21 protein-coding genes, 1 tRNA gene, 1 other RNA gene and 1 riboswitch are annotated in these 19,638 nt (G+C 53.9%); of the genes, 13 read left to right on the plus strand and 10 right to left on the minus strand.

Features of this window, described 5'->3' with window-relative positions; all coding sequences use genetic code 11:
• The 6 genes from AC097N_RS17425 to msbA form a co-directional block, all read right to left on the minus strand.
• Window positions 1-261: sugar phosphate nucleotidyltransferase (locus AC097N_RS17425; RefSeq protein ID WP_479583309.1), on the minus strand; the 261-nt coding region annotated here is incomplete at its 3' end.
• A complete protein-coding gene (locus tag AC097N_RS17430; protein ID WP_479583310.1) occupies window positions 258-1,316 on the minus strand; it encodes a glycosyltransferase family 10 domain-containing protein in 1,059 nt (352 codons plus the stop codon). The genes AC097N_RS17430 and AC097N_RS17425, both read right to left, overlap by 4 nt.
• Window positions 1,313-2,224, minus strand: a complete 912-nt coding sequence (locus AC097N_RS17435; RefSeq protein WP_479583312.1) for a glycosyltransferase family 2 protein — start codon at window positions 2,222-2,224, stop codon at window positions 1,313-1,315. Before AC097N_RS17435 ends, AC097N_RS17430 begins: the two co-directional genes overlap by 4 nt.
• A 43-nt stretch (window positions 2,225-2,267) precedes the next feature.
• Window positions 2,268-3,155: a DUF6492 family protein gene (locus tag AC097N_RS17440; RefSeq protein ID WP_479583313.1), complete on the minus strand. Its 888-nt coding sequence runs from the start codon at window positions 3,153-3,155 to the stop codon at window positions 2,268-2,270.
• 57 nt (window positions 3,156-3,212) lie between these two features.
• A complete protein-coding gene (locus tag AC097N_RS17445; RefSeq protein WP_479583315.1) occupies window positions 3,213-3,932 on the minus strand; it encodes a polysaccharide deacetylase family protein in 720 nt (239 codons plus the stop codon).
• Window positions 3,929-5,674, minus strand: coding sequence for a lipid A export permease/ATP-binding protein MsbA (gene msbA / locus AC097N_RS17450; RefSeq protein ID WP_479583317.1), 1,746 nt, complete (start codon window positions 5,672-5,674; stop codon window positions 3,929-3,931). Before msbA ends, AC097N_RS17445 begins: the two co-directional genes overlap by 4 nt.
• 110 nt (window positions 5,675-5,784) lie before the next feature.
• Between msbA and AC097N_RS17455 the strand changes: the two genes are divergently transcribed.
• From AC097N_RS17455 to AC097N_RS17490, 8 genes are all read left to right on the plus strand, one after another.
• Entirely contained in the window at window positions 5,785-6,561 is a 777-nt protein-coding gene (locus AC097N_RS17455) for a glycosyltransferase family 2 protein (protein WP_479583320.1), read from the plus strand.
• A complete protein-coding gene (locus tag AC097N_RS17460) occupies window positions 6,558-7,400 on the plus strand; it encodes a glycosyltransferase family 2 protein (protein WP_479583322.1) in 843 nt (280 codons plus the stop codon). Before AC097N_RS17455 ends, AC097N_RS17460 begins: the two co-directional genes overlap by 4 nt.
• A 24-nt stretch (window positions 7,401-7,424) precedes the next feature.
• Window positions 7,425-8,702, plus strand: a complete 1,278-nt coding sequence (tolB, locus tag AC097N_RS17465; RefSeq protein WP_479583324.1) for a Tol-Pal system beta propeller repeat protein TolB — start codon at window positions 7,425-7,427, stop codon at window positions 8,700-8,702.
• Window positions 8,703-8,718: 16 nt separating this feature from the next.
• Window positions 8,719-9,255, plus strand: coding sequence for a peptidoglycan-associated lipoprotein Pal (gene pal / locus AC097N_RS17470; protein WP_479583326.1), 537 nt, complete (start codon window positions 8,719-8,721; stop codon window positions 9,253-9,255).
• A gap of 44 nt (window positions 9,256-9,299) precedes the next feature.
• Window positions 9,300-10,040: a tol-pal system protein YbgF gene (gene ybgF / locus AC097N_RS17475; protein ID WP_479583328.1), complete on the plus strand. Its 741-nt coding sequence runs from the start codon at window positions 9,300-9,302 to the stop codon at window positions 10,038-10,040.
• A 54-nt stretch (window positions 10,041-10,094) separates the two neighbouring features.
• Window positions 10,095-10,871, plus strand: coding sequence for a tRNA threonylcarbamoyladenosine dehydratase (locus AC097N_RS17480; RefSeq protein WP_479583330.1), 777 nt, complete (start codon window positions 10,095-10,097; stop codon window positions 10,869-10,871).
• 73 nt (window positions 10,872-10,944) lie between these two features.
• Window positions 10,945-11,020: transfer RNA gene (locus AC097N_RS17485), tRNA-Lys, on the plus strand.
• Between the two features lie 94 nt (window positions 11,021-11,114).
• Complete coding sequence (locus tag AC097N_RS17490) at window positions 11,115-12,050, plus strand: 1-phosphofructokinase family hexose kinase (protein WP_479583333.1); 936 nt, start codon at window positions 11,115-11,117, stop codon at window positions 12,048-12,050.
• A gap of 16 nt (window positions 12,051-12,066) precedes the next feature.
• Here AC097N_RS17490 and AC097N_RS17495 read toward each other — a convergent pair whose 3' ends face one another.
• The 4 genes from AC097N_RS17495 to AC097N_RS17510 all read right to left on the minus strand — a co-directional run bounded on the left by AC097N_RS17495 (window position 12,067) and on the right by AC097N_RS17510 (window position 13,706).
• Complete coding sequence (locus AC097N_RS17495; RefSeq protein WP_479583335.1) at window positions 12,067-12,885, minus strand: sulfite exporter TauE/SafE family protein; 819 nt, start codon at window positions 12,883-12,885, stop codon at window positions 12,067-12,069.
• Window positions 12,886-12,898: 13 nt separating this feature from the next.
• A non-coding RNA gene (ssrS, locus tag AC097N_RS17500) (6S RNA) lies at window positions 12,899-13,077 on the minus strand.
• Between the two features lie 48 nt (window positions 13,078-13,125).
• Complete coding sequence (locus AC097N_RS17505; RefSeq protein ID WP_479583338.1) at window positions 13,126-13,479, minus strand: cell division protein ZapA; 354 nt, start codon at window positions 13,477-13,479, stop codon at window positions 13,126-13,128.
• The gene (locus AC097N_RS17510; protein WP_479583341.1) at window positions 13,476-13,706 is read right to left on the minus strand and encodes a DUF904 domain-containing protein; all 231 of its coding nucleotides are present in this window, start codon (window positions 13,704-13,706) and stop codon (window positions 13,476-13,478) included. The genes AC097N_RS17505 and AC097N_RS17510 overlap by 4 nt, the downstream gene beginning before the upstream one ends.
• A gap of 35 nt (window positions 13,707-13,741) precedes the next feature.
• Window positions 13,742-13,976, plus strand: a riboswitch (cobalamin riboswitch).
• A 71-nt stretch (window positions 13,977-14,047) separates the two neighbouring features.
• Here AC097N_RS17510 and AC097N_RS17515 point away from each other — a divergent pair.
• Genes AC097N_RS17515 through AC097N_RS17535 form a run of 5 tightly spaced genes read left to right on the plus strand, consistent with a single transcriptional unit; the run spans window position 14,048 to window position 19,634 of the window.
• A complete protein-coding gene (locus AC097N_RS17515) occupies window positions 14,048-16,012 on the plus strand; it encodes a TonB-dependent receptor (protein ID WP_479583343.1) in 1,965 nt (654 codons plus the stop codon).
• Window positions 16,013-16,025: 13 nt separating this feature from the next.
• Window positions 16,026-17,357: a cobyrinate a,c-diamide synthase gene (locus tag AC097N_RS17520; RefSeq protein WP_479583346.1), complete on the plus strand. Its 1,332-nt coding sequence runs from the start codon at window positions 16,026-16,028 to the stop codon at window positions 17,355-17,357.
• A complete protein-coding gene (locus AC097N_RS17525) occupies window positions 17,358-18,176 on the plus strand; it encodes an ABC transporter substrate-binding protein (RefSeq protein ID WP_479583348.1) in 819 nt (272 codons plus the stop codon). It begins immediately after the preceding gene.
• Complete coding sequence (locus AC097N_RS17530) at window positions 18,169-18,762, plus strand: bifunctional adenosylcobinamide kinase/adenosylcobinamide-phosphate guanylyltransferase (RefSeq protein ID WP_479583350.1); 594 nt, start codon at window positions 18,169-18,171, stop codon at window positions 18,760-18,762. The genes AC097N_RS17525 and AC097N_RS17530 overlap by 8 nt, the downstream gene beginning before the upstream one ends.
• A complete protein-coding gene (locus tag AC097N_RS17535) occupies window positions 18,759-19,634 on the plus strand; it encodes an ABC transporter substrate-binding protein (RefSeq protein ID WP_479583352.1) in 876 nt (291 codons plus the stop codon). Before AC097N_RS17530 ends, AC097N_RS17535 begins: the two co-directional genes overlap by 4 nt.
• Window positions 19,635-19,638: the final 4 nt, after the last annotated feature.

The raw sequence follows: 19,638 nt of genomic DNA on the forward strand, positions 1-19,638 counted from the left end.
TTGATGGACTTCCATGCTGTTCTTGCTCATGTCGAAGGTGACATCCGACATGTGCAAGAAGTAGTTGGCGAAATATTCCTTGATGACATAGCCTTTGTAGCCACAGCACACGATGAAGTCATTGATGCCGTGATGGGAGTACATCTTCATGATGTGCCAGAGGATGGGCTTGCCTCCTATTTCGATCATTGGCTTGGGCTTTACATTGGTCTCTTCACTGATTCGTGTGCCCAATCCACCGGCTAGTATGACAACTATCATTGAGTGCTTTCCATTTGCTGAATTACTTCTCTTGCGAATGATGCCCCATTGACATCTCTGCCAATATGGTCGACAACGGTGGATGCAAAGTGGCTTGAACTGAACTCCTTCGCCTTTTCACTAGTAAGAAATCTGGAAATTCCGAATTGATATTTTTCATACTCTTGACTGTCTATGGAAAGTAAGAATTTATGAACTTCTTCAGTATTTTTGAAATTTCTTCTATCTATGAAACAGTCTTCTGGAATATGTTCCCTCACATTGTCTGCACCCCAGTAGATAGGAACGCAACCATTCACGAGGCAGTCAAATATTTTTTCCGTTATATAGTTAGACAAGTTGCGGCTATTCTCGTAGCAAAATGAAAATTTGCTGTTGCGCAAGACTTCGCTTTTGTCTGTTGTTTTGCCGCGATAGCTTGGGAACGGCATTTTTCCAAATATTATGGTTTGAATTCGTGAAATGCTGCGGTATAACTTACCTGAAAATGTGTATGCCGGCGTTGATTTATCCCAGCCCATACCGTAAAGCGCGAACTGTCTAGGCGCATTGAGTTCGTACCAGCGAATTGTATTTAGGCGTTCAATGTACAGATCTGACGGAGTATTTTTTTTAAAAGCCTTATTGGCGTTGATCAGGCAACTAAATATACTGCGCTCATGGAATGCGGGAGAGTTCTGCAGCTCAAATGGGTATGGTATGAGTATTGGGATAACATTTTGAAGAGTAAATAATCTGGAATCCCATGCAAATACTGCTGAGAATTGTTTGCAAAATTCCTGATTTTCGTTAAGTCGATTGATGTTTGGATTTTCCAGTGCAATTAAATACTGGAAATCTTTTTTATCCGAAATAAATCTTCCTTCCAGATGCAAATCAAATGAAACGTTTCGTCCAATGTTTACATCTGGTGTATTAAGTTCAATTCCCTGACTAAGGAATTCTTGACGAAGTAGTCTGGGTGTTTTTGTTGGATTAAATTGGTGAATCTTGTCTTCTTCAGCGAATAGCGAGTTGCCACTATGTCCATCAGCAAAAATATTCCCGTAAATCATTTTTTGGACAACCACTTATTTATTACGCGTATGAGTGCGGATTTGTAGTACTCCAGCCTAGACATGCGAGTGCATCGATATTTTTTTGAAAATCCATTCGCAATAATATTACGCATGGGATTCTTATCCTGATTTATTTTCGCAATATTCTTGTAAATGAAGCTGAAGCGATACATCGCCAGAATCTCATTGCTGAATGTCTTCGTGTTACTTTTGAGGTATGCCAAGAATTTGAGGCGATCACGCCGAGATTCTATATTTCCATCATTGCTGGCATGCAAACGATACGTGAGCAATCGCTTGTTTATCCAAACAATACGTTCTTTTTTGGCGAGTTCCAGCAGCCAGGTAACGTCTGAGTATTTTCCGCCATCCAAAGGGAATCTATTTTTATTTATCAATTTCCTGTTGTATATGTAACTTGGGAATGGAGCAATTCCAGATTGAGATTTTGCAAAATATCGAGTGGCTAAATTACGTGGTGAATCAATTATTTCGTAGCTGGATATGGAAGAGAAGGATGGTTTTAATTCTAATTTTCCGAAGCGCTCAATGTGAGCATTACATCCAATTGCGATTGCATTTGGATAGCTATAAATTGCTTTTTTGACTTCCTGAACAAAACTGGATTCCAATACGTCGTCATCATGAAAAAGGCAAAAGTAATCACTTTTTGATTCATTGATACACGTATTGAAGTGTTCAAGGGCCCCAAGATTAGGGGTTCGCTTGATATATCTAATATTTGAAAATTCACTTTCGACAAGGCATTTAACCTCTTCGTTGGTAGAGTTGTCTGATATCGTCAAGCAGTACCCTGAATCAGTTTGACCGATCGCAGACAAAATTGCTTTTTTGGCGTCATCGGGCCTGTTATGGCACAGTATGAAAATTGTCAATAGCTGCATTGCAAGGATCTTCCGCTCATTTTTTGAGTAAGAATGGGCTCGGTTAGATTCGCCCCAATCGCCGCCTTATGCGGCGACCTACCATTGAGAGTGAGCTTCCACCTTCACGGGGCCAGTCCATTGAGCGCTCCCACGCTGATTGATAGATGACGCCGCTATATATTTGCGCCAATTTCTCCACATCAACCCTCGCACGAAGATCTTGATCAAGTTGCCATGCATAGTGATACACCTTAAAGAATGGCTGACAAGGCATCAACGGAATGGCGTTGTATTTTAGGAGAGCTTCGCCATACCAGCGAGATTCAACTGGCGCAATTTGAATTGCGTCAGCGAAGCTCAGGCCGTTGGGCTGAAGGTACTGCTGGTCCAAACTTTCCCAAACTGCACGATGCCAGACCAGTGGGAAAGGTCCAAAGCTATATGCTCGCCCAACTCGGTTGAAGATTCCTTGAAATTTCTTTGCTTCATTTTTGAAGTCGGACAAAACTCTTTCTTTTCTGTGGCGTAAGGCATCCTCCAGAAGAGTTTGTCCTTCGTCTATTACGGTATATGGAGTGCCTTCATTTGAAATAAATTCGGATAAAAAGAATGGCCTGATAAATATTGAATCGGAATCGATGCAGAAATAGGCGGCGGCAAGATCTAATCGCCAGAATTCGGACTTGATGACCTGCTGCGACAGGTTGCCTGGCATCTGATCCAGTTGACTCGAATTAATGTGAGGCGAGGCTCGGAGAATTGCTTGATCCGAAAGGATTTCCGCATCTAGACCGGTTAGTTGCTTTTTGAATAGATCAAAATCATCATCAGGTACAGAAATGTAGAAAGGCAGTTTGTCTGTATTGAATCGCTGAACTGATTCAGCCAAACGGATGACTCGTTTCAGGTCAGTCCTATAGCTCTTGCAATAGAGTACGAATGGTGTCATCGGAATTCTGACTCTTGAGGAAAATTTGTTTTTATTTTGAAAAATCGTTCGAGATTTCTATCGACGTCGGTCGTCATATTCAGTCATGATTTTTGCCATAAACAAGGCAAGATTCGTGGCGCGGGCAACCATGCTTCGGTTCAGTGAAAATTCGTCGTCGCCGGAGTGCACGCGGCCACGACGAGTTGTTGTTGCAGTGATGTAACCCGCTTTTTTTGCCATTTCCTTGTGCGCATTATTGAATCGGCCGTAGGGATAACAAAAGTGCCTTACTTCAGATCCCAGCGCATTTTCCATTTCTTGTTTTGAGTTTGCGATCTGGTCGAAGGACTCATCAATGTCGAGCAAGGTAAGGTCTGCATGCGTCTTGGTATGTGACCCGATATCCATACCAGCCGATGCCCAAGTTCGCCAATCATGGTTTGTCATCAATGGTTTTTGCTCCACGCCGATGTCGCGGTCCCAGCTGTTGGTGCCGCCAATCATGCTACTGACCCCATAGCAGGTGGCAGTGAAATCCTGTTTCATCAATGTCGGAAGAGCATTCGTAAGATTGTTCTTATAGCCATCGTCAAATGTGATTCCAACCACTTTGCCCTCTTTCTGGCCCTTGATATAGGGCTCGAGGTCGCGCATTGACAGGCCTTTGTAACCCAATATTTTCAGCAATAGCATTTGTCGCGCAAACGAGCCGGGTGAGACAACCAGCCCACGCAACGGCGTGCCCTTTGGGGGTGACACGTCAATTTGGTGGTACATCAAAATCGGAATCTTCATGTCTGCATTTGACTCAAATTGGCATAGTAGCCACCGCTATTCAGTAACTCGGTGTGTGTCCCTGATTCAACAATTTTCCCTTGGTCCAAAACCAATATGCAGTCGGCTTTTTCGATGGTGCTGAGTCGATGGGCAATAACGAGTGTCGTACGATTTTTTATCAGATGCATGAGCGCCGATTGCACTTGCCTTTCAGACTCTGTGTCTAGCGCCGAGGTCGCCTCGTCAAGGATAAGAATTGGGGCGTTCTTGAGGATGGCTCTGGCAATGGCGATGCGTTGACGTTGTCCGCCTGACAGCTTCGCGCCGTTTTCACCGATTGGTGTGTCGAGCCCTTCTGGCAACTGAGCAATGAAATCCCAGGCGTTGGCAGCTTGCGCGGCCCTGATGACATCTTCCCGGCTGCTCGTGTCGCGGGATCCGAATGCAATATTGGCTTCAATCGAATCATTGAACAGGACAATGTCTTGACTGACCAATGCAATGTTTTGGCGTAAGCTGGTCAAGGACAGGTTGTTGATGTCCATACCGTCAATCCGAATGTGACCCATGGTGCTTCGATAGAAACGAGGAATTAGAGCGCTTATGGTCGTTTTTCCTCCGCCAGATGCACCAACCAGTGCAACGGTTTGCCCCGCGGCAATATGGAAACTTATGTCATCGAGCGCCAGGCGTTCTGAGCCCGGATACTTGAAGCTGATGTGCTCAAACTCAATATTACCTTTGACGCGATCTATTCTTGTTGCACCGGGGTCAGCCTCTGCAGGGGTGTCAAGAAGCGCAAAAACGCTTTCGCTCGCAGCCAGTCCGCGTTGTAGGGTCGCGTTGACGCCTGTAAGCTGCTTGATCGGCGAAATCAGCTGAAGCATTGATGTAATGAATGATACGAATCCGCCTGCGGACGCCCCCGCGTTTCCCATGGTTTGACTTAGCGCCAAAAAAGTGATGATGGCGATGGCCACTGAGGCTGCCATATGGGTGATGGGCGTCATGGCTGAAGCGGGAATGGCCTCACGCATCATCGCGCGCCTGAAGCGCTCAGTATCGATTCGGAATCGTTCGGTTTGCTGGGCTTGTCCGCCAAAAATCTTGATCACTTTGTGGGCAACAACGGTCTCTTCTATGGAGTGCGCGATTTGTCGTATCGACTCCAGACTCATGCGACTCGCATTGCGTATGCGTTGCCCGAATGCTTTGACGATGAATGCAATGATCGGACCGATGGCCAGCGTGACCAATGTGAATTTCCAGTCAAGGTAAAGCAAATAGGCGATGAGCGCGACCGCAGTGAGGGATTCCCGCACGAGCGTGACCAGCACGCTTGTCGCTGCTTCACCGACATTGTTGACGTCATAGAGCAGACGTGAGATCAATTTGCCTGATGATTGATCGTGATACACCTGAGTAGGCAGAACAAGAATTTTGGCGAACATTTCGCGCCGCAGATCGGTGATCACTCGGGTAGAAATCCACGTCATCAGATAACTTGTGCAAAACGTCAGGATGCCTCTCACCAAAAATAGCAAGACGATGCCGGATGGAACCAGCCACACCGTGCGTGTGTCTTGCGTCTGGATTCCTTTGTCAAGCAAATACTTGAGAATTGCCGGAAAGACCGGTTCAGTAGCCGCTGTTCCCGCCATGGCCAGCACAGCCAATGCAAGCGCCTTCCAATACGGCCGTACATAACTCAAGAGTCGGACGTACAGTTCTCGGTTGCTGGGGGACGTTGTTTTCGGCATCAGTGAATGTGTTCAAAGCTTTCGGCTCTGCCAAAAGTGATTTGGAGCCGTCCTAAGTGGCAGGCAGCGGCCGTATTATGACGGCAACTTGCTACACTCCCGCCCTACCTATGCGCCTCTCCGTCATCATCATCACCCGCAATGAGAGTGCCAATATCGCTGATTGTCTGCACAGTCTTGACTTCGCAGACGAAGTGATTGTGCTGGACAATGCCAGCACTGACGGCACGGCGGACATTGCCAGGGCGCTTGGCGCCAAAGTTGCTGTAACAGAGGACTGGCCTGGTTTCGGCCCTCAGAAAAACAGGGTGCTTGCATTGGCCAGTGGTGAATGGGTTTTGTCGATAGACGCGGACGAGCGGGTTCCACCCGCCTTGCGGGAGGAAATCTTGTCTACCATTGCTGCTTCTTCCGCACGTGATGTTTATGGTTTTCCCCGGCTTTCAAGTTATTGTGGTCAATTCATGAAGCATTCCGGATGGCAACCGGATGTCGTCGTTCGTTTGTTTCGCCGGGATTCAGCACGGTTCTCTGATGATCTGGTTCATGAACGTCTGGTTGCCGCGGGTCCAATTGGGAGACTCAATACGCCCTTGGTGCACCTGAGCTTTCCGAGTTTTGAGTCTGTGCTTGACAAGGTCAATCGTTACTCAACGGCGGGGGCTGCAGGGATGGCAAGAAAGGGCCGGTCAGCAAGCTTGTGGAGTGCAATCGGACATGGTGTTTGGGCGTTCTTTCGTACCTATTTCTTGCGCTTTGGGTTTTTGGACGGCCAGTTGGGTTTGGCCTTGGCCATATCGAACGCTGAAGGAACTTACTACCGCTACGCGAAACGCTGGTTGATGATTCGATCGCAGCCTGTTAACCCAGGTGTGCATAAGTTGTGAAGACTGCGTTTATTGTCCTGACATATAACCGCCCCGATGCGCTAACGCAGGTACTTCATGGTCTTGCCGCTCAGTGCGGTGAAGGGCATGAGGTTTTGATTGCTGACGACGGATCTGGGCCAACTTCTGTTAAAGCGCTTATTGAAGGCTTACCGAAGTTCAAGTGCTCGGTTAGACATGTCTGGCACCCGGATATCGGTTTTACAGCCTCACGTGCAAGAAATATGGCTGCCGTTCAAAGCGAGGCAGACTATTTGGTTTTTCTCGATGGTGACTGCATACCCAATCAACACTTTGTGGTGTCGCATGAACAGTTGCGCGAACAGGGGTTCTTTGTTAACGGCAATCGTGTGCTGCTGAGTGAGTCCCTGACGCGCAGCGTGCTGACAATGGGTGTCGATTTACAGCAAGCTCGGTGGCAGGATTGGTTTCGCTGGCGCTTGTCAGGTGACTCCAACAAGTTGCTCCACTTGCTCCACTGGTCAAGCGCGCCGTTCAGAAAAGAACGGCACTTTCGGTGGAAGAAAATCAGAAGCTGCAATTTTGGTGTTTGGCGTGATGACTTCCTGCGGGTCAATGGATTTGACGAGTCCTTTCAGGGCTGGGGACACGAAGACGCTGACTTGGTGTTACGTCTTCATCATGCTGGCGTACAAAGGAAGAATGGTTTCTGTGCTTCTGAGGTTTATCATTTGTGGCACAAGGAAAACAGTCGAAACAATGAACTATCGAATCGAAATTTAGTCACTCAACGGATGCGGTCGGGAATTGTCCGTGCTGATAAAGGTGTTGACGATGCCCGTCTCGAGACTGATATCGTCGTCACTAAGCTGAATTGATGTGAAAAAACATGTGATCCCAAGATGAGCAACACCATTACAAGAATTTCTTTTTTCCTCCTGTCTTTCGTCCTTTCTTTCTCGGCAAGTGCCCAGTTCCGCGTCGAGGTCTCTGGTGTGGGGTTGACACAGCTGCCAATTGCGGTGGCGGCCTTCCGCGGTGAAGACCAGTCAGCTCAAAAAATCAGCGCCATCATTCAGGCGGACTTGGAGCGCAGTGGTCAGTTCCGTGGTGTAGACGCCTCTGGTGCTGCGTTGGACGAGGTTTCCAGGCCAGACCTCCCGTCGTGGCGGAAAAAAGGTGCAGATTCACTCGCTTCGGGAAGCATTACCCGCTTGTCTGATGGGCGATATGATGTTCGATTTCGGTTATGGGACGCTGTAAGCGGGCAGGATTTGGGTGGGCAAAGTTACCCCGTTGCCCAAGCGGATTTACGTTTGGCTGCCCATCGCATTTCAGATTTCATTTATGAAAAATTGACGGGCGAGAAAGGTGTTTTTTCTACACGTATCTCCTACATCACCAAGGCGGGTCAGCGATATCAGTTGTGGGTTGCGGATGCCGATGGTGAAAATGCCCAGTCTGCGTTGGCAAGTTCTGAGCCAATTATTTCACCGGCTTGGTCTCCAAGCGGCAATCAGTTGGCCTATGTGTCGTTTGAATCGCGTAAGCCGGTGGTTTACACGCATGATATTGACAGTGGAAAACGTCGCCTCATCGCGAATTTCAGGGGATCGAATAGCGCGCCAGCCTGGTCGCCAGATGGGCGTACGCTGGCCATGACACTAAGCCGCGATGGTGGGTCCCAGCTGTACGCAATCGATGCGGGAGGTGGCGAGCCGCGCCGGTTGACGCAGTCCAGCAGTATTGATACAGAACCTGTCTACACGCCGGACGGCAAAAGCATGTACTTTGTCAGCGATCGTGGTGGGTCTCCGCAGATTTACAGGATGTCCGCGGTCGGTGGCAGCGTGGATCGCGTGACCTTTGCGGGTAGCTACAACATTTCCCCGGCGGTTAGCCCGGACGGCCGGTGGCTGGCCTATATCTCACGTTTGGGCGGAGCCTTTAAATTGCATGTGATGGAGCTTGCAAGCGGTACGGTGAATTCGATCACGGATTCATCGGCCGACGAAAGCCCCAGTTTCTCGCCAAACGGGCGCCTGATCGTTTATGCGACGCAGCAGCAAGGGCGTGAAGCACTGATGACAACCACGTTGGACGGCAAACTGAAAGCCCGTTTGAACGGCCAGGGTGGTGATATACGGGAGCCGGCCTGGGGCCCGTTCCTGAAACAATAATCTTTTGAGGATGACAATGATGAAAAAACTATGGCTGGTTCTGTGTACCACGGCGTTGATGGCTGGGTGTGCCTCTTCGGTGAAGCTGGATGATGTGCCTGTTGAGGATAAAACTGGAATGTCTGTTTCCCAGCAGGGTTCAGAGAACTCAGGCGGTGCCGTCGGGCAAAGCGGCGTGAAGTCGTTGGATATTGGCAAGTCAGGCCAGGATGCCGCCGCTCCAGCGGGTTCGCGCATCGTGTATTTCGACTATGACAGCTTTGTGATTAAACCTGAGTTTCAGTCCGTGATAGAGGCTCATGCGCGAAATCTCAAAGTAGAGAAAATGCGAAAAGTGGCCATTGAGGGACATACAGACGAGCGTGGCGGGCGTGAATACAACCTGGCATTGGGCCAAAAGCGCGCTGAATCCGTCCGCAGGGCCTTGGGCTTGCTGGGTGTCGCCGATAGTCAGGTGGAGGCCGTCAGTTTTGGCAAGGAGAAGCCTGCAGTGCAAGGCAGCGATGAAAACGCGATGGCCAAAAATCGCCGCGCTGAGATCAGCTACCGATGAGGTATCGGGAGGCAAATGCGATGAGAGCTATTCATCGAACAGCAATGACTGTGTTGCTCTGTTTGAGTGCTGCTGGTGCTGGTGCCGGGCTGTTTGATGACGAGGAAGCCCGAAAAGCGATTCTTGATTTGCGTCAGCGTGTTGATGCGGTTCGTCTGGAGTCCACCCAAAGTGCAGGTCGCGCCAGTGAGGAAAACGCCTCGTTACGGCGTAGCCTGCTCGACCTTCAGAACCAGATTGAGACTCTGCGTGCGGACATGGCCAAGCTCAGGGGGGGCAATGAGCAATTGGCACGTGACGTTGCAGATATGCAGAGGCGACAAAAAGATATTGCGCAAGGTGTTGATGACAGGTTGCGGCAATTTGAGCCCGTCAAAGTCACGGTGGATGGGCGCGAATTTTTGACAGAGCCTACTGAAAAACGTGACTACGATGCTGCGTTGGCCATTTTCAGAAAAGGTGATTTCGCGGCAGCACAAACCGTTTTTGTGGACTTTTTGAGGCGCTATCCCCAAAGTGGATACGGGCCTTCGGCCTTGTTTTGGCTCGGCAATGCCCAATACGCTACACGTGACTATAAAGAGGCTATGAGCAATTTTCGCGCTCTTGTGTCGAAAGAGCCTGATCACCTACGGTCACCGGAAGCAGTGTTGTCCATCGCCAATTGCCAAGTCGAGCTCAAAGATGCCCGTGGCGCACGCAAGACACTTGATGACTTGATCAAAGTCTATCCCAAGTCGGAAGCGGCCGTGGCTGCCAAAGAGAGACTTGCAAATCTCAAATAGCTTTGAGCAAACGCTCATTGACGAATGCAGACAACCGAACTACCCCCAGCAGTGATGAATGCCGAGCTAACAGCGGCTGACATAAACCCTGACCGACGATTTGGCGGCTTGGCACGGCTGTATGGTGTGCTGGGTGCACAACGCATCCGTGCGGCGCATGTGGCCATTGTCGGTATCGGGGGGGTTGGCTCTTGGACTGTCGAAGCTTTGGCCCGTAGCGGAGTAGGGCGTCTCACACTTGTCGATTTGGATCATGTCTCAGAGTCGAATATCAATCGCCAGATTCATGCGGTTGATTCAACGCTTGGCCAAGCCAAAGTACTGGCTATGCGTGACCGTATTCTGGCAATCAACCCTGCGTGTGATGTGACGTGCATAGAAGATTTTGTCGAGCCTGCCAATTGGCCTGCACTGCTGCCTGAGGGCGTGACCGCTGTCGTTGATGCGTGTGATCAAATTACCGCGAAGACTGCCATGGCTGTTTGGGCGCGAGCCACGAAATCCCTGTTCGTGACCGTTGGCGCAGCCGGTGGAAAACGTCATGCTCATTTGGTGGATATTGATGATTTGGCCCAAGTGACGCACGACCCTTTGCTTGCCCAAGTGCGCTACCGTCTGCGCAAGGAGTTTGGTGCACCTCGCGAAGGGAAGACGATTGGTTTGTCTTGTGTGTTCAGCAGAGAAGCTATTCAGGCGCCTGACGCTTCTTGTGTAATGGAAGGCGACGGATCGCTCAACTGTCATGGCTATGGTTCAGTGGTCAGCGTGACTGCCACGTTTGGACAGTGCGCTGCTGGATGGGTCATCGACAAAATTTCTAAAGCCTTCTGAAAAAGGCGCGAAAAATAACGCTATAATTTGAGGCTTGGCAACATATGTTAAATTAATTTAATGCTGTTGTTAAGGGATGTTAGCTCAGTTGGTAGAGCAGCGGACTTTTAATCCGTTTGTCGTGGGTTCGACCCCCGCACATCCCACCAAAATTAAAAGGCCTGATCGTTAGATCAGGCCTTTTTCGTTTGCGTCAATCATTGCTGCTTTTTCGGTCGGTCGCCATGATATTCTCGTACGAGCATGAACGACATTCTTACCGTCACCATGAATCCTGCTGTTGATATTGCGACTTCGGCAGACCAGGTCATCCCTACGCACAAAATCAGGTGCGGTGTTTCACAGCGACACCCGGGAGGTGGAGGCATCAACGTGGCACGCGTGGTGCACCGCTTGCAAGGAAGCTGTGTGGCGCTGTACCCTGCTGGTGGCGTTTATGGTCAGCTGCTCAAGCAATTGTTGGGTGAAGAAGGTATCAACAGCGTTTGCATTGCCATCGCTGGCGAAACCCGTGAGAGTTTTTCAGTCATTGAGAATTTGACTGGGCATGAGTTTCGATTCGTGCTGCCAGGGCCGGCCTTGTCATTTGAAGAGTGGCAATCGGTTCTTCACTACATTGCCAATCTTAAGACACCAGCGCGGTATGTTGTGATCAGTGGCAGCTTACCGCCTGGTGTTCCCAATGATTTCTATGCCCGGTTGGCAAGGTTGGCGAAGGCATCCGGAGCCAAAGTGGTGTTGGATTCTTCTGGGCCGGCCTTGGCGGCGGCGCTGGAGGAGGGTGTTTACCTTGTCAAGCCCAGTCTGCGCGAATTGCGTGAACTGGTTGGGCAACCGCTTGAAACCGAGCTCGAATGGAAGCATGCTGCCGAACAATTGGTGGCGCAAGGGAAAGCCAAAGTTGTTGTACTGTCGTTGGGGGAGGGGGGCGCATGGTTGATCTCCGATGAGGGCTCCTTCTTCTCTCCCGCTTTGCCTGTCAAGGTAATTGGCGCGATTGGTGCTGGAGACAGCTTTGTCGGCGCCATGGTGTGGGCACTTTCTCGGGGTATGGATCTACGCGAATCCTTCCGCTATGGCGTTGCGGCAGGTTCCGCTGCGCTGCTCAGCGGGGGCACTGGCTTGTGTCAACCCGAAGACTTATTGCGTATGCTGGTCGACGTCAAGTTAACGTGCTGACGTAAACAGTATTCGGTCACAAAGTCGTGAGGCCTTTGTAGAGCATGTAGGTGGCCAGCAGGTACAGAATACTTGCGAAAACACGCTTGAGTTGCCTCACTGGCAACTGATGTGCCGCCTTGGCTCCCAGTGGTGCCGTTAACACGCTGCAGGTGGCAATCACTGCCAGGGCTGGCAACCAGATATAGCCAAATGAATAGGGTGGAAGGTTTTTCAAATGCAAACCACCGATGACGTAGCCAACCACATTGGCCAGCGCAATTGGAAATCCAAGTGCCGCAGAGGTGGCTACCGCGTTGTGAATGGCCACATTGCACCAAGTCATGAACGGCACGCTCACGAAACCGCCCCCAGCGCCCACCAGGCCTGATAGAAAGCCGATCACGCCGCCTGCACCCAGCAAGCCACTGGTGCCGGGCACTTGTCGTGTGGGCGCAGGCTTTTTGTCCAGAAACATTTGGGTTGCCGAAAAGCTGACAAACGCTGCAAAAAACAAGGCCAGCCATGAGCCTTTGAGAATAGCGAAAACACCGAGGCTGGCCACCATGCCGCCTAAAACGATGCCAGGCGCCAGCGCCTTGACCAAGTCCCAGCGAACCGCGCCTCGTTGATGGTGTGCACGTACGCTGGACAAAGAGGTGAAGAGGATGGTTGCCATGGAGGTGGCAATGGCCATCTTGACGGAGAGGTCTGGTCCAACTCCCCGACCTGACAGGATGATAGTGATGAATGGGACCATCAGCATGCCGCCCCCGATACCCAACAGACCCGCCAGAAAACCAGTACCGAGGCCCAGTAGCGCAAGTTGGGCAATCAGCAGGATTTCAATAGTCATAGGGGGAAGAAGGTAGGTGTCTGCAAGTGCCACCGGACCGGCATCCTGAACCGGGGTTCAGGTGGGCGAGGTCAGCTGGACATTGGGTCCATCTAACGCGAGATGGTCACGCTTGACCAGCGATGTTCCAAGCCCGGGCTCAAAGAGCATTGGTTCAAGAAATATAAAGCCCGGCGTGCACTGCAGACAGAGAATATTGTAGAGCGAGAAGGCGCGACAAAGAAACAAAAACCTTGAAAATCAAATGAGGCGGCCGTCATCGCCGAGCGCAACATCAAGCCGCTCCAGGAGTGATGTCAGCAGTAAATCACCATGGGTATCCGAATCGCGGTGGATTGTTGTCGATTCCTGGCTGGCCGGGCGAGTTGAGCTTGTGGTTGCTGTAGATGTCGCACTTTTGTCGGCCACGTCAAAAGCCAGGTTGAGGGCTGCCAGCACGGCGATGCGGTCACGCGCCTTCACCTTGCCACCGTCGCGGATCTTGCACATGGCTGTGTCCACACGTTCAACGGCTTCCAGCAGGCGAGAGTCACCGCCGTCGGGGCAGCCAAGCAAATAGCTTTGCCCCATGATTTGAACTTCGAGTTGCTTCATGCCGAGCCTTTTTTCATACTGTCAATGGTCGCTTCCGGCAAGCGTTCAAGCAGCGCGTCAACGCGCGCACGGGCGGCACCGAGTCGGGATTTGAGTGAGTCGCGCTCTTGGGTGATGGCTTCGACCTGGGTGTTGAGCAGCGCGTTGGTGCGCTGCAACTCTTCATAACGGACGAGCAGGCGCTCCACACGATCGGCGATTTGGTCGATTTGGGATTGGTTCGACATAGGGCTAGCATTGTAGGGTTTGCGACAGCAACCGGCTGTAAAATACGTACGTTGGTGCTCGCGGTGTGGTTCACACGCCGCAGTTCAACGGGAAGCAGGAGGGTGCTGCTGGCAACAGCAAACCTAACCTGCGCTGCCCCCGCAACGGTAAGTGGACGAATCTTCGGATTCTGCTTCCATCACAGCCACTGAACGTTTTGAACAAGCGTTTGGGAAGGCGATGGAGGTTGTTCCACCAGCCCGGATACCGGCCAACAAGGTGATTGCACGCTTGCGTTCAATCGTGACGCCAATGCGCTGTCGGGGACGACGGTGACGGCTTTTGTTGATTGTTCATTTCCATGAAAACCTGTATTTTTCCCATGCGTGTCAATGCACGCTATTCCCTGTCCGCTTTTTCACTCGCGCTTGTTGCTGCCTTTCCTGGTGTCTCGCTGGGTCAGACTTCCCCCTCGCTGAAAGATGTTGTTGTAGCAGCTACGCGCTTTCAGTCTGAAGCGGCTACCTTGCCATTTGGTGTCAGTGTGATTACGAAGGACGATATTGCCCGCTCGGGCGTATCTACGGTGAACGAAGCCGTGATCAAGCTGCTTGGCGTTCCCGGCCGCGTTGACTTCTACGGCGGCGGCGACTACGGTTTGGATCTTCGCGGCTTTGGCACGACTGCAGGCAACAATCAAGTCGTGGTTGTGGACGGCATCAAAATCAATGAAGCCGATACCAGCGGTAGCCGCTTGGCAGGCATTGCGATCAATTCCGTGGAGCGCATCGAAGTGTTGCGCGGCAGCGGTTCTGTCTTGTACGGCGAAGGGGCAACCGGCGGGGTGATCGTGATTACGACCAAGGCAGGGCGTGGATTAGAGCGCAAAAATTCTGCTGAAATTTATGCGGCAACGGGCAGCTACGGGTTGAACGAAGTTCGAGCCAATGGCACATTGGCATCGGGTGGTTTTTCGCTTGATCTGGCGGCTAATAAGCGCCAGGCTGACAATCACCGTGACAATTTCAAGTCAGATGTCGAGGGTAACTCGGTGCAGGCGCAGTGGAGCAATGACTGGTTGCGTGTGGGGGCCAGTCAGGCCAACGACATGCTCGACAGCGGATTGCCAGGTTCGTTGACTGCCGCCCGATACGAATCCAACCCAACGCAGACAACGAATCCCACCAAAACAGGGGCCATCAAAAACACCCGTCAAACATTGTTTGCAAGCGCCGAATTGGGCGCATGGCAAGTGGGCTTGGATGCCGGGCAACGAACCAAGAGCCTCGATAGCTTGAGCAGTGGCGTGTCCACGTACCGCTATGACGTTGACGCCAACACCTTGGCCTTGCGGGCAAAAAACGAAGCTCGCTTGGGCGGCCTTGGGAACGTGTTGACGTTCGGGCATGACCAGTCAGACTGGAAGCGTACGGTGCCCGGGACTTTTGGTTCCGTGTCGCAGCAAAAAAGCAGTGCTTTGTATGTTCAGGATCAGGTGACACTTGCTTCCGGTACGCGCTTGTCTGCAGGCTATCGGTCCGAGAATATCAAACAAAGCGATACCTACAACGCCAGCACCGATCAGGACCAATCTGCCTGGGAGTTGGGCATTACCCAGCCTCTGAATGAGAAATGGTCAGTCTATGGCCGGGTGGGCAGCAGCTATCGTCTGGCTAATGTTGATGAACTGGGCTTTACCTTGCCCGGTGCAGTGTTGCAACCACAAACGTCACGCGATGTGGAGTTGGGTAGCCGCTGGAAATACGCTGGCGGCCAGGTTGAATTGCGTTACTACAGGAACAACCTGAGCAATGAGTTGGGATATGACCCGACTGTGGCGAATGTGAATTCCTTCAACGGATTCGGTGCCAATGTGAACTTTGAGCCTACCCGGCGTCAAGGCCTGGAGCTGGAAGCCCGTCATGACTTGAGCAAAACAGTGGGCTTGCAAGTCAATGCCGGCCTTCGTGAAGCAAAGTTCACCCAGGGCGCGCATAACGGCAAAAACGTGCCGCTGGTGGCCGGTACGACCCTGGCATTGCGCACAGACTGGCGTCCTGCGCCCGCGCATTCTGTGAATGCCGGGGTGGTGTGGGTTTCGTCCCAACACGTGGATTACAACAACGCATGCACGATACCCAGCTACGCGACAGTGGATGCGCGTTATGCCTACCAACTGCGCAATGTTGAGTTGTCATTGGGCATGAACAACTTGTTGGATGCCAAGTACTACACCCAGGCATTCACGTGCACGGCAGGCGTGACCAATGGAATTTACCCGGAAGCCGGGCGTGCTTTCACCGCTGCATTGCGCGTCAAGTTCTGAGTTTTTTGACGTTATGACGCTTTGCCCCGCCATCCTCATCGCCGCCCCCGCCTCCGGCCAGGGCAAGACCACCGTGGCGGCGGCTTTGGCGCGGCTGCACACACGCCAGGGCCGCAAGGTGCGGGTGTTCAAATGCGGGCCGGATTTTCTGGACCCTTACTGGCACACGCTGGCCAGTGGAGCGCCGGTGCACCAGATGGACTTGTGGATGACTGGCGAGGCCGATTGCCGCACGCGCCTGGCGTCTGCCGCGGCTGAGGCGGACCTCATCCTTGTCGAAGGCGTGATGGGCCTGTTTGACGGGGACCCGAGTGCCGCCGATCTGGCGCAGCGCTTTGGTTTGCCGGTGCTGGCCGTGATTGATGCGGGCGCCATGGCAGGCACCTTTGGCGCACTGGCGTTTGGCTTGCAGCACTACCGGCCCGGTCTGCCCTGGGCGGGCGTGCTGGCCAACCGGGTGGCCAGTGAACGCCATGCGGGGATGCTGAAGGATAGCGTGCGTGAGCCCGAGCAGTGGCTGGGCGCGGTCATGCGCAACCCGGCCATGAGCCTGCCGGAGCGTCACCTGGGCCTCACCGTGGCCAGCGAGGTGGTGGACGCGGTGGCGCGGCTGGATACTGCGGCCGATGCGCTGGCCGCAACCCCTTTGGGGCAAATGTCGCTGGACGATTTGAAGCGCTGGAACGTGGCGTTCTCCGACCACGAAGACCAGCGCCCATCCACCCCCAGTGCCCTGCCTTTGGGCGGCCGCACGGTGGCTGTTGCCCGCGACGCCGCCTTTTGCTTTATCTACGCCGCCAATCTGGACTGTTTGCAGGCCCTGGGCGCCACGCTGGTGTTTTTCTCGCCGCTGGCAGATGCCGCTTTGCCCGAATGTGATGCCGTGTGGCTGCCCGGTGGCTACCCCGAGCTGCATGCCGCGCGACTGGCCGCCAACACCGCCCTGCGCGACAGTCTGGCGGCCCATGTGGCGAGCCACAAACCGGTCTGGGCCGAGTGTGGCGGCATGATGGTGTTGTTTGACACCCTGGTCACGGTGGATGGACAAGCCCACGCGCAATGGGGCTTGTTGCCCGGCACGGTCACGATGCAAAAGCGCCTGGCGGCCTTGGGCCCGCAACAGCTGGCGATGGACGACGGGGTGTTGCGTGGCCATACCTTCCACTACTCCACCTGCGCCAGCCCCCTGGCAGGCCGCTGGCGCACCGCACGGCCCAGCCTGGCACCCACGCCGGAGGCGGGCGAGGCGGTATATGAAGTCGGCTCCATTCGGGCCAGTTATTTTCACGCGTGGTTTGCATCCAGCCCGGTGGCCACGGCGGCGCTTTTTTTGCAGGAGACTTGAATGACTGACCGTTTTACTTTTGCCCAAGGCCCGCAGCGCATCGTGTGCCTGACGGAGGAGACGACGGAGTGGCTCTACCTGCTGGGTGAAGAGCGGCGCATTGTGGGCATCTCCGGCTACACCGTGCGCCCCACGCGGGCGCGGGCCGAGAAGCCGCGGGTCAGCGCTTTTTTGAGTGCCAAGATCGACAAGATTCTGGACTTGCAGCCCGATTGCGTGTTTGGCTTTTCCGACTTGCAGGCTGACATTGCCGCCGCCCTGATTCGCCAGGGCGTGCAAGTCACGGTGTTCAACCAGCGCAGCGTGGCCGAGATTTTTTCCATGATGTACCAGGTGGCCGCGATGGTGGGGCAGGGCGAGCGGGGCCAGGCCTTGATTAAAGGCATGCAGCAGCAGTTGTCCACCATTGCCGAGGCCGCTGCATCGTTGAAGCGCCGCCCCCGCATCTTCTTTGAAGAATGGGACGAACCCCACATCAGCTGCATTCGCTGGGTGTCGGAGCTGATGGGCATCGCGGGCGGGGACGATTGTTTTCCCGAACTGTCGACCCAGTCCCTGGGCAAGAACCGCATCATTGCCGACGGTGCCGAGATTGTGCGGCGCAACCCCGACATCATCATCGGCTCCTGGTGCGGCAAAAAGTTCAGGCCTGAAAAAGTGGCTGCCCGCCCGGGCTGGGAGCACGTGAATGCGGTCAAACACCAGCAACTGTTCGAGATCAAGTCACCCGACATCCTGCAGCCCGGCCCCGCGGCCTTGACGGACGGCGTGGCCGCCTTGCACCGCATCGTCATGCAATGGAGCGCCCAGCATGGATGAAGTCTTGCACCCCGCCCGCAGCGAGTTCATTCTGGGCGGCCAGCGCAGCGGCAAGTCGCGCCGTGCCGAGCTGTTGGCGCGCGCCTGGCTGACGGCGTCGTCAGAGCACCGCGCCGTGCTGATTGCCACCGCCCAGCCCTGGGACGAGGAGATGCGCGAGCGCATTGCGCGCCACCAGGCGGACCGGGCCGAGCGGGTGCCGGGCATGCACACGGTGGAAGAACCGCTGGCACTGGGGTCAGCCATCACCCAACACAGCCGCGCCCACACGCTGGTGGTGGTGGATTGCCTCACGCTGTGGCTGACCAACACGCGAATGCCGATGGACCCGGAATTTAAACAAAATACGGCTCTAGCCCAGGTGGACCGTGCGGAGGTAGCTATGCTTTTAGGAGCTATTCAGGCCGCGCCCGGACCGGTGGTGCTGGTAGGCAACGAGATTGGCCTGGGTGTGATCCCGATGGGCGCCGAGGTTCGCGCCTTTGTCGACGCGCTCGGGCGGCTCAACCAGGACGTGGCCCGGGTGTGCGCGCGGGTGACGCTGATGGCGGCGGGCTTGCCCCTGACTTTGAAAGATGCTTCATGAAAACTGTGTTCCTGGCCTTGGCTGCCGCCCTGATGGCCACCAGCGCCGCCCATGCCCTGCAGGTGACGGATGACCGCGGTGTCGTGGTCAACTTTGCCAAGACGCCGCAGCGCATCGTGAGCCTGCTGCCGTCGCTGACCGAGACCGTGTGCGAGCTGGGGCAGTGTCAGCGTCTGGTGGGGGTGGACCGGTATTCCAACTTCCCCGAGGCGGTGCGCAGCCTGCCGCAAGTGGGCGGTGGCCTGGACCCGAATATCGAGGCCATCGTGGCGCTCAAGCCCGACGTGGTGTTGATGGCCACCTCGTCCCGCGCGGGTGACCGGTTGCAGGCGCTGGGCATCAAGGTGGTGGCGCTGGAACCCAAAACGCACGCCGATGTCCAGCGTGTGCTGGGCAAAGTGGGCCAGTTGCTGGACGTGCCCGACGCGGCTCGTGTCTGGCGGGTGATTGACGCGGGCGTTCAGGCGGCTGCGCAGTCGTTGCCCGCCGCGGTCAAATCCACAAGGGTGTACTTTGAGGTCAACCCGGCGCCCTATGCGGCAGGGGAGACGTCTTTCATCGGTGAAACGCTTGCGCGTTTGGGGGCGCAAAACATCGTGCCGGCCAAGCTGGGGCCGTTTCCCAAACTCAACCCTGAGTTCATCGTGCGGGCCAATCCCGACGTGATCATGGTGGGTGACCGCAATTACACGGGCATGGAAGGGCGTCCGGGTTGGGGTGGCATCCGCGCCATGAAGGAGCGGCACGTGTGCATTTTCACGGTGGCTGAGTCTGATGTGGTTGTCCGTCCCGGGCCACGCATGGCGGAAGGTGCGCGCCTGATGGCGCAGTGCCTGCTGCGCACAGGGGCCAGGACGAGGACCGCACCTTGAAGTC

The organism is Rhodoferax sp. LS1R11, from assembly GCF_056521395.1.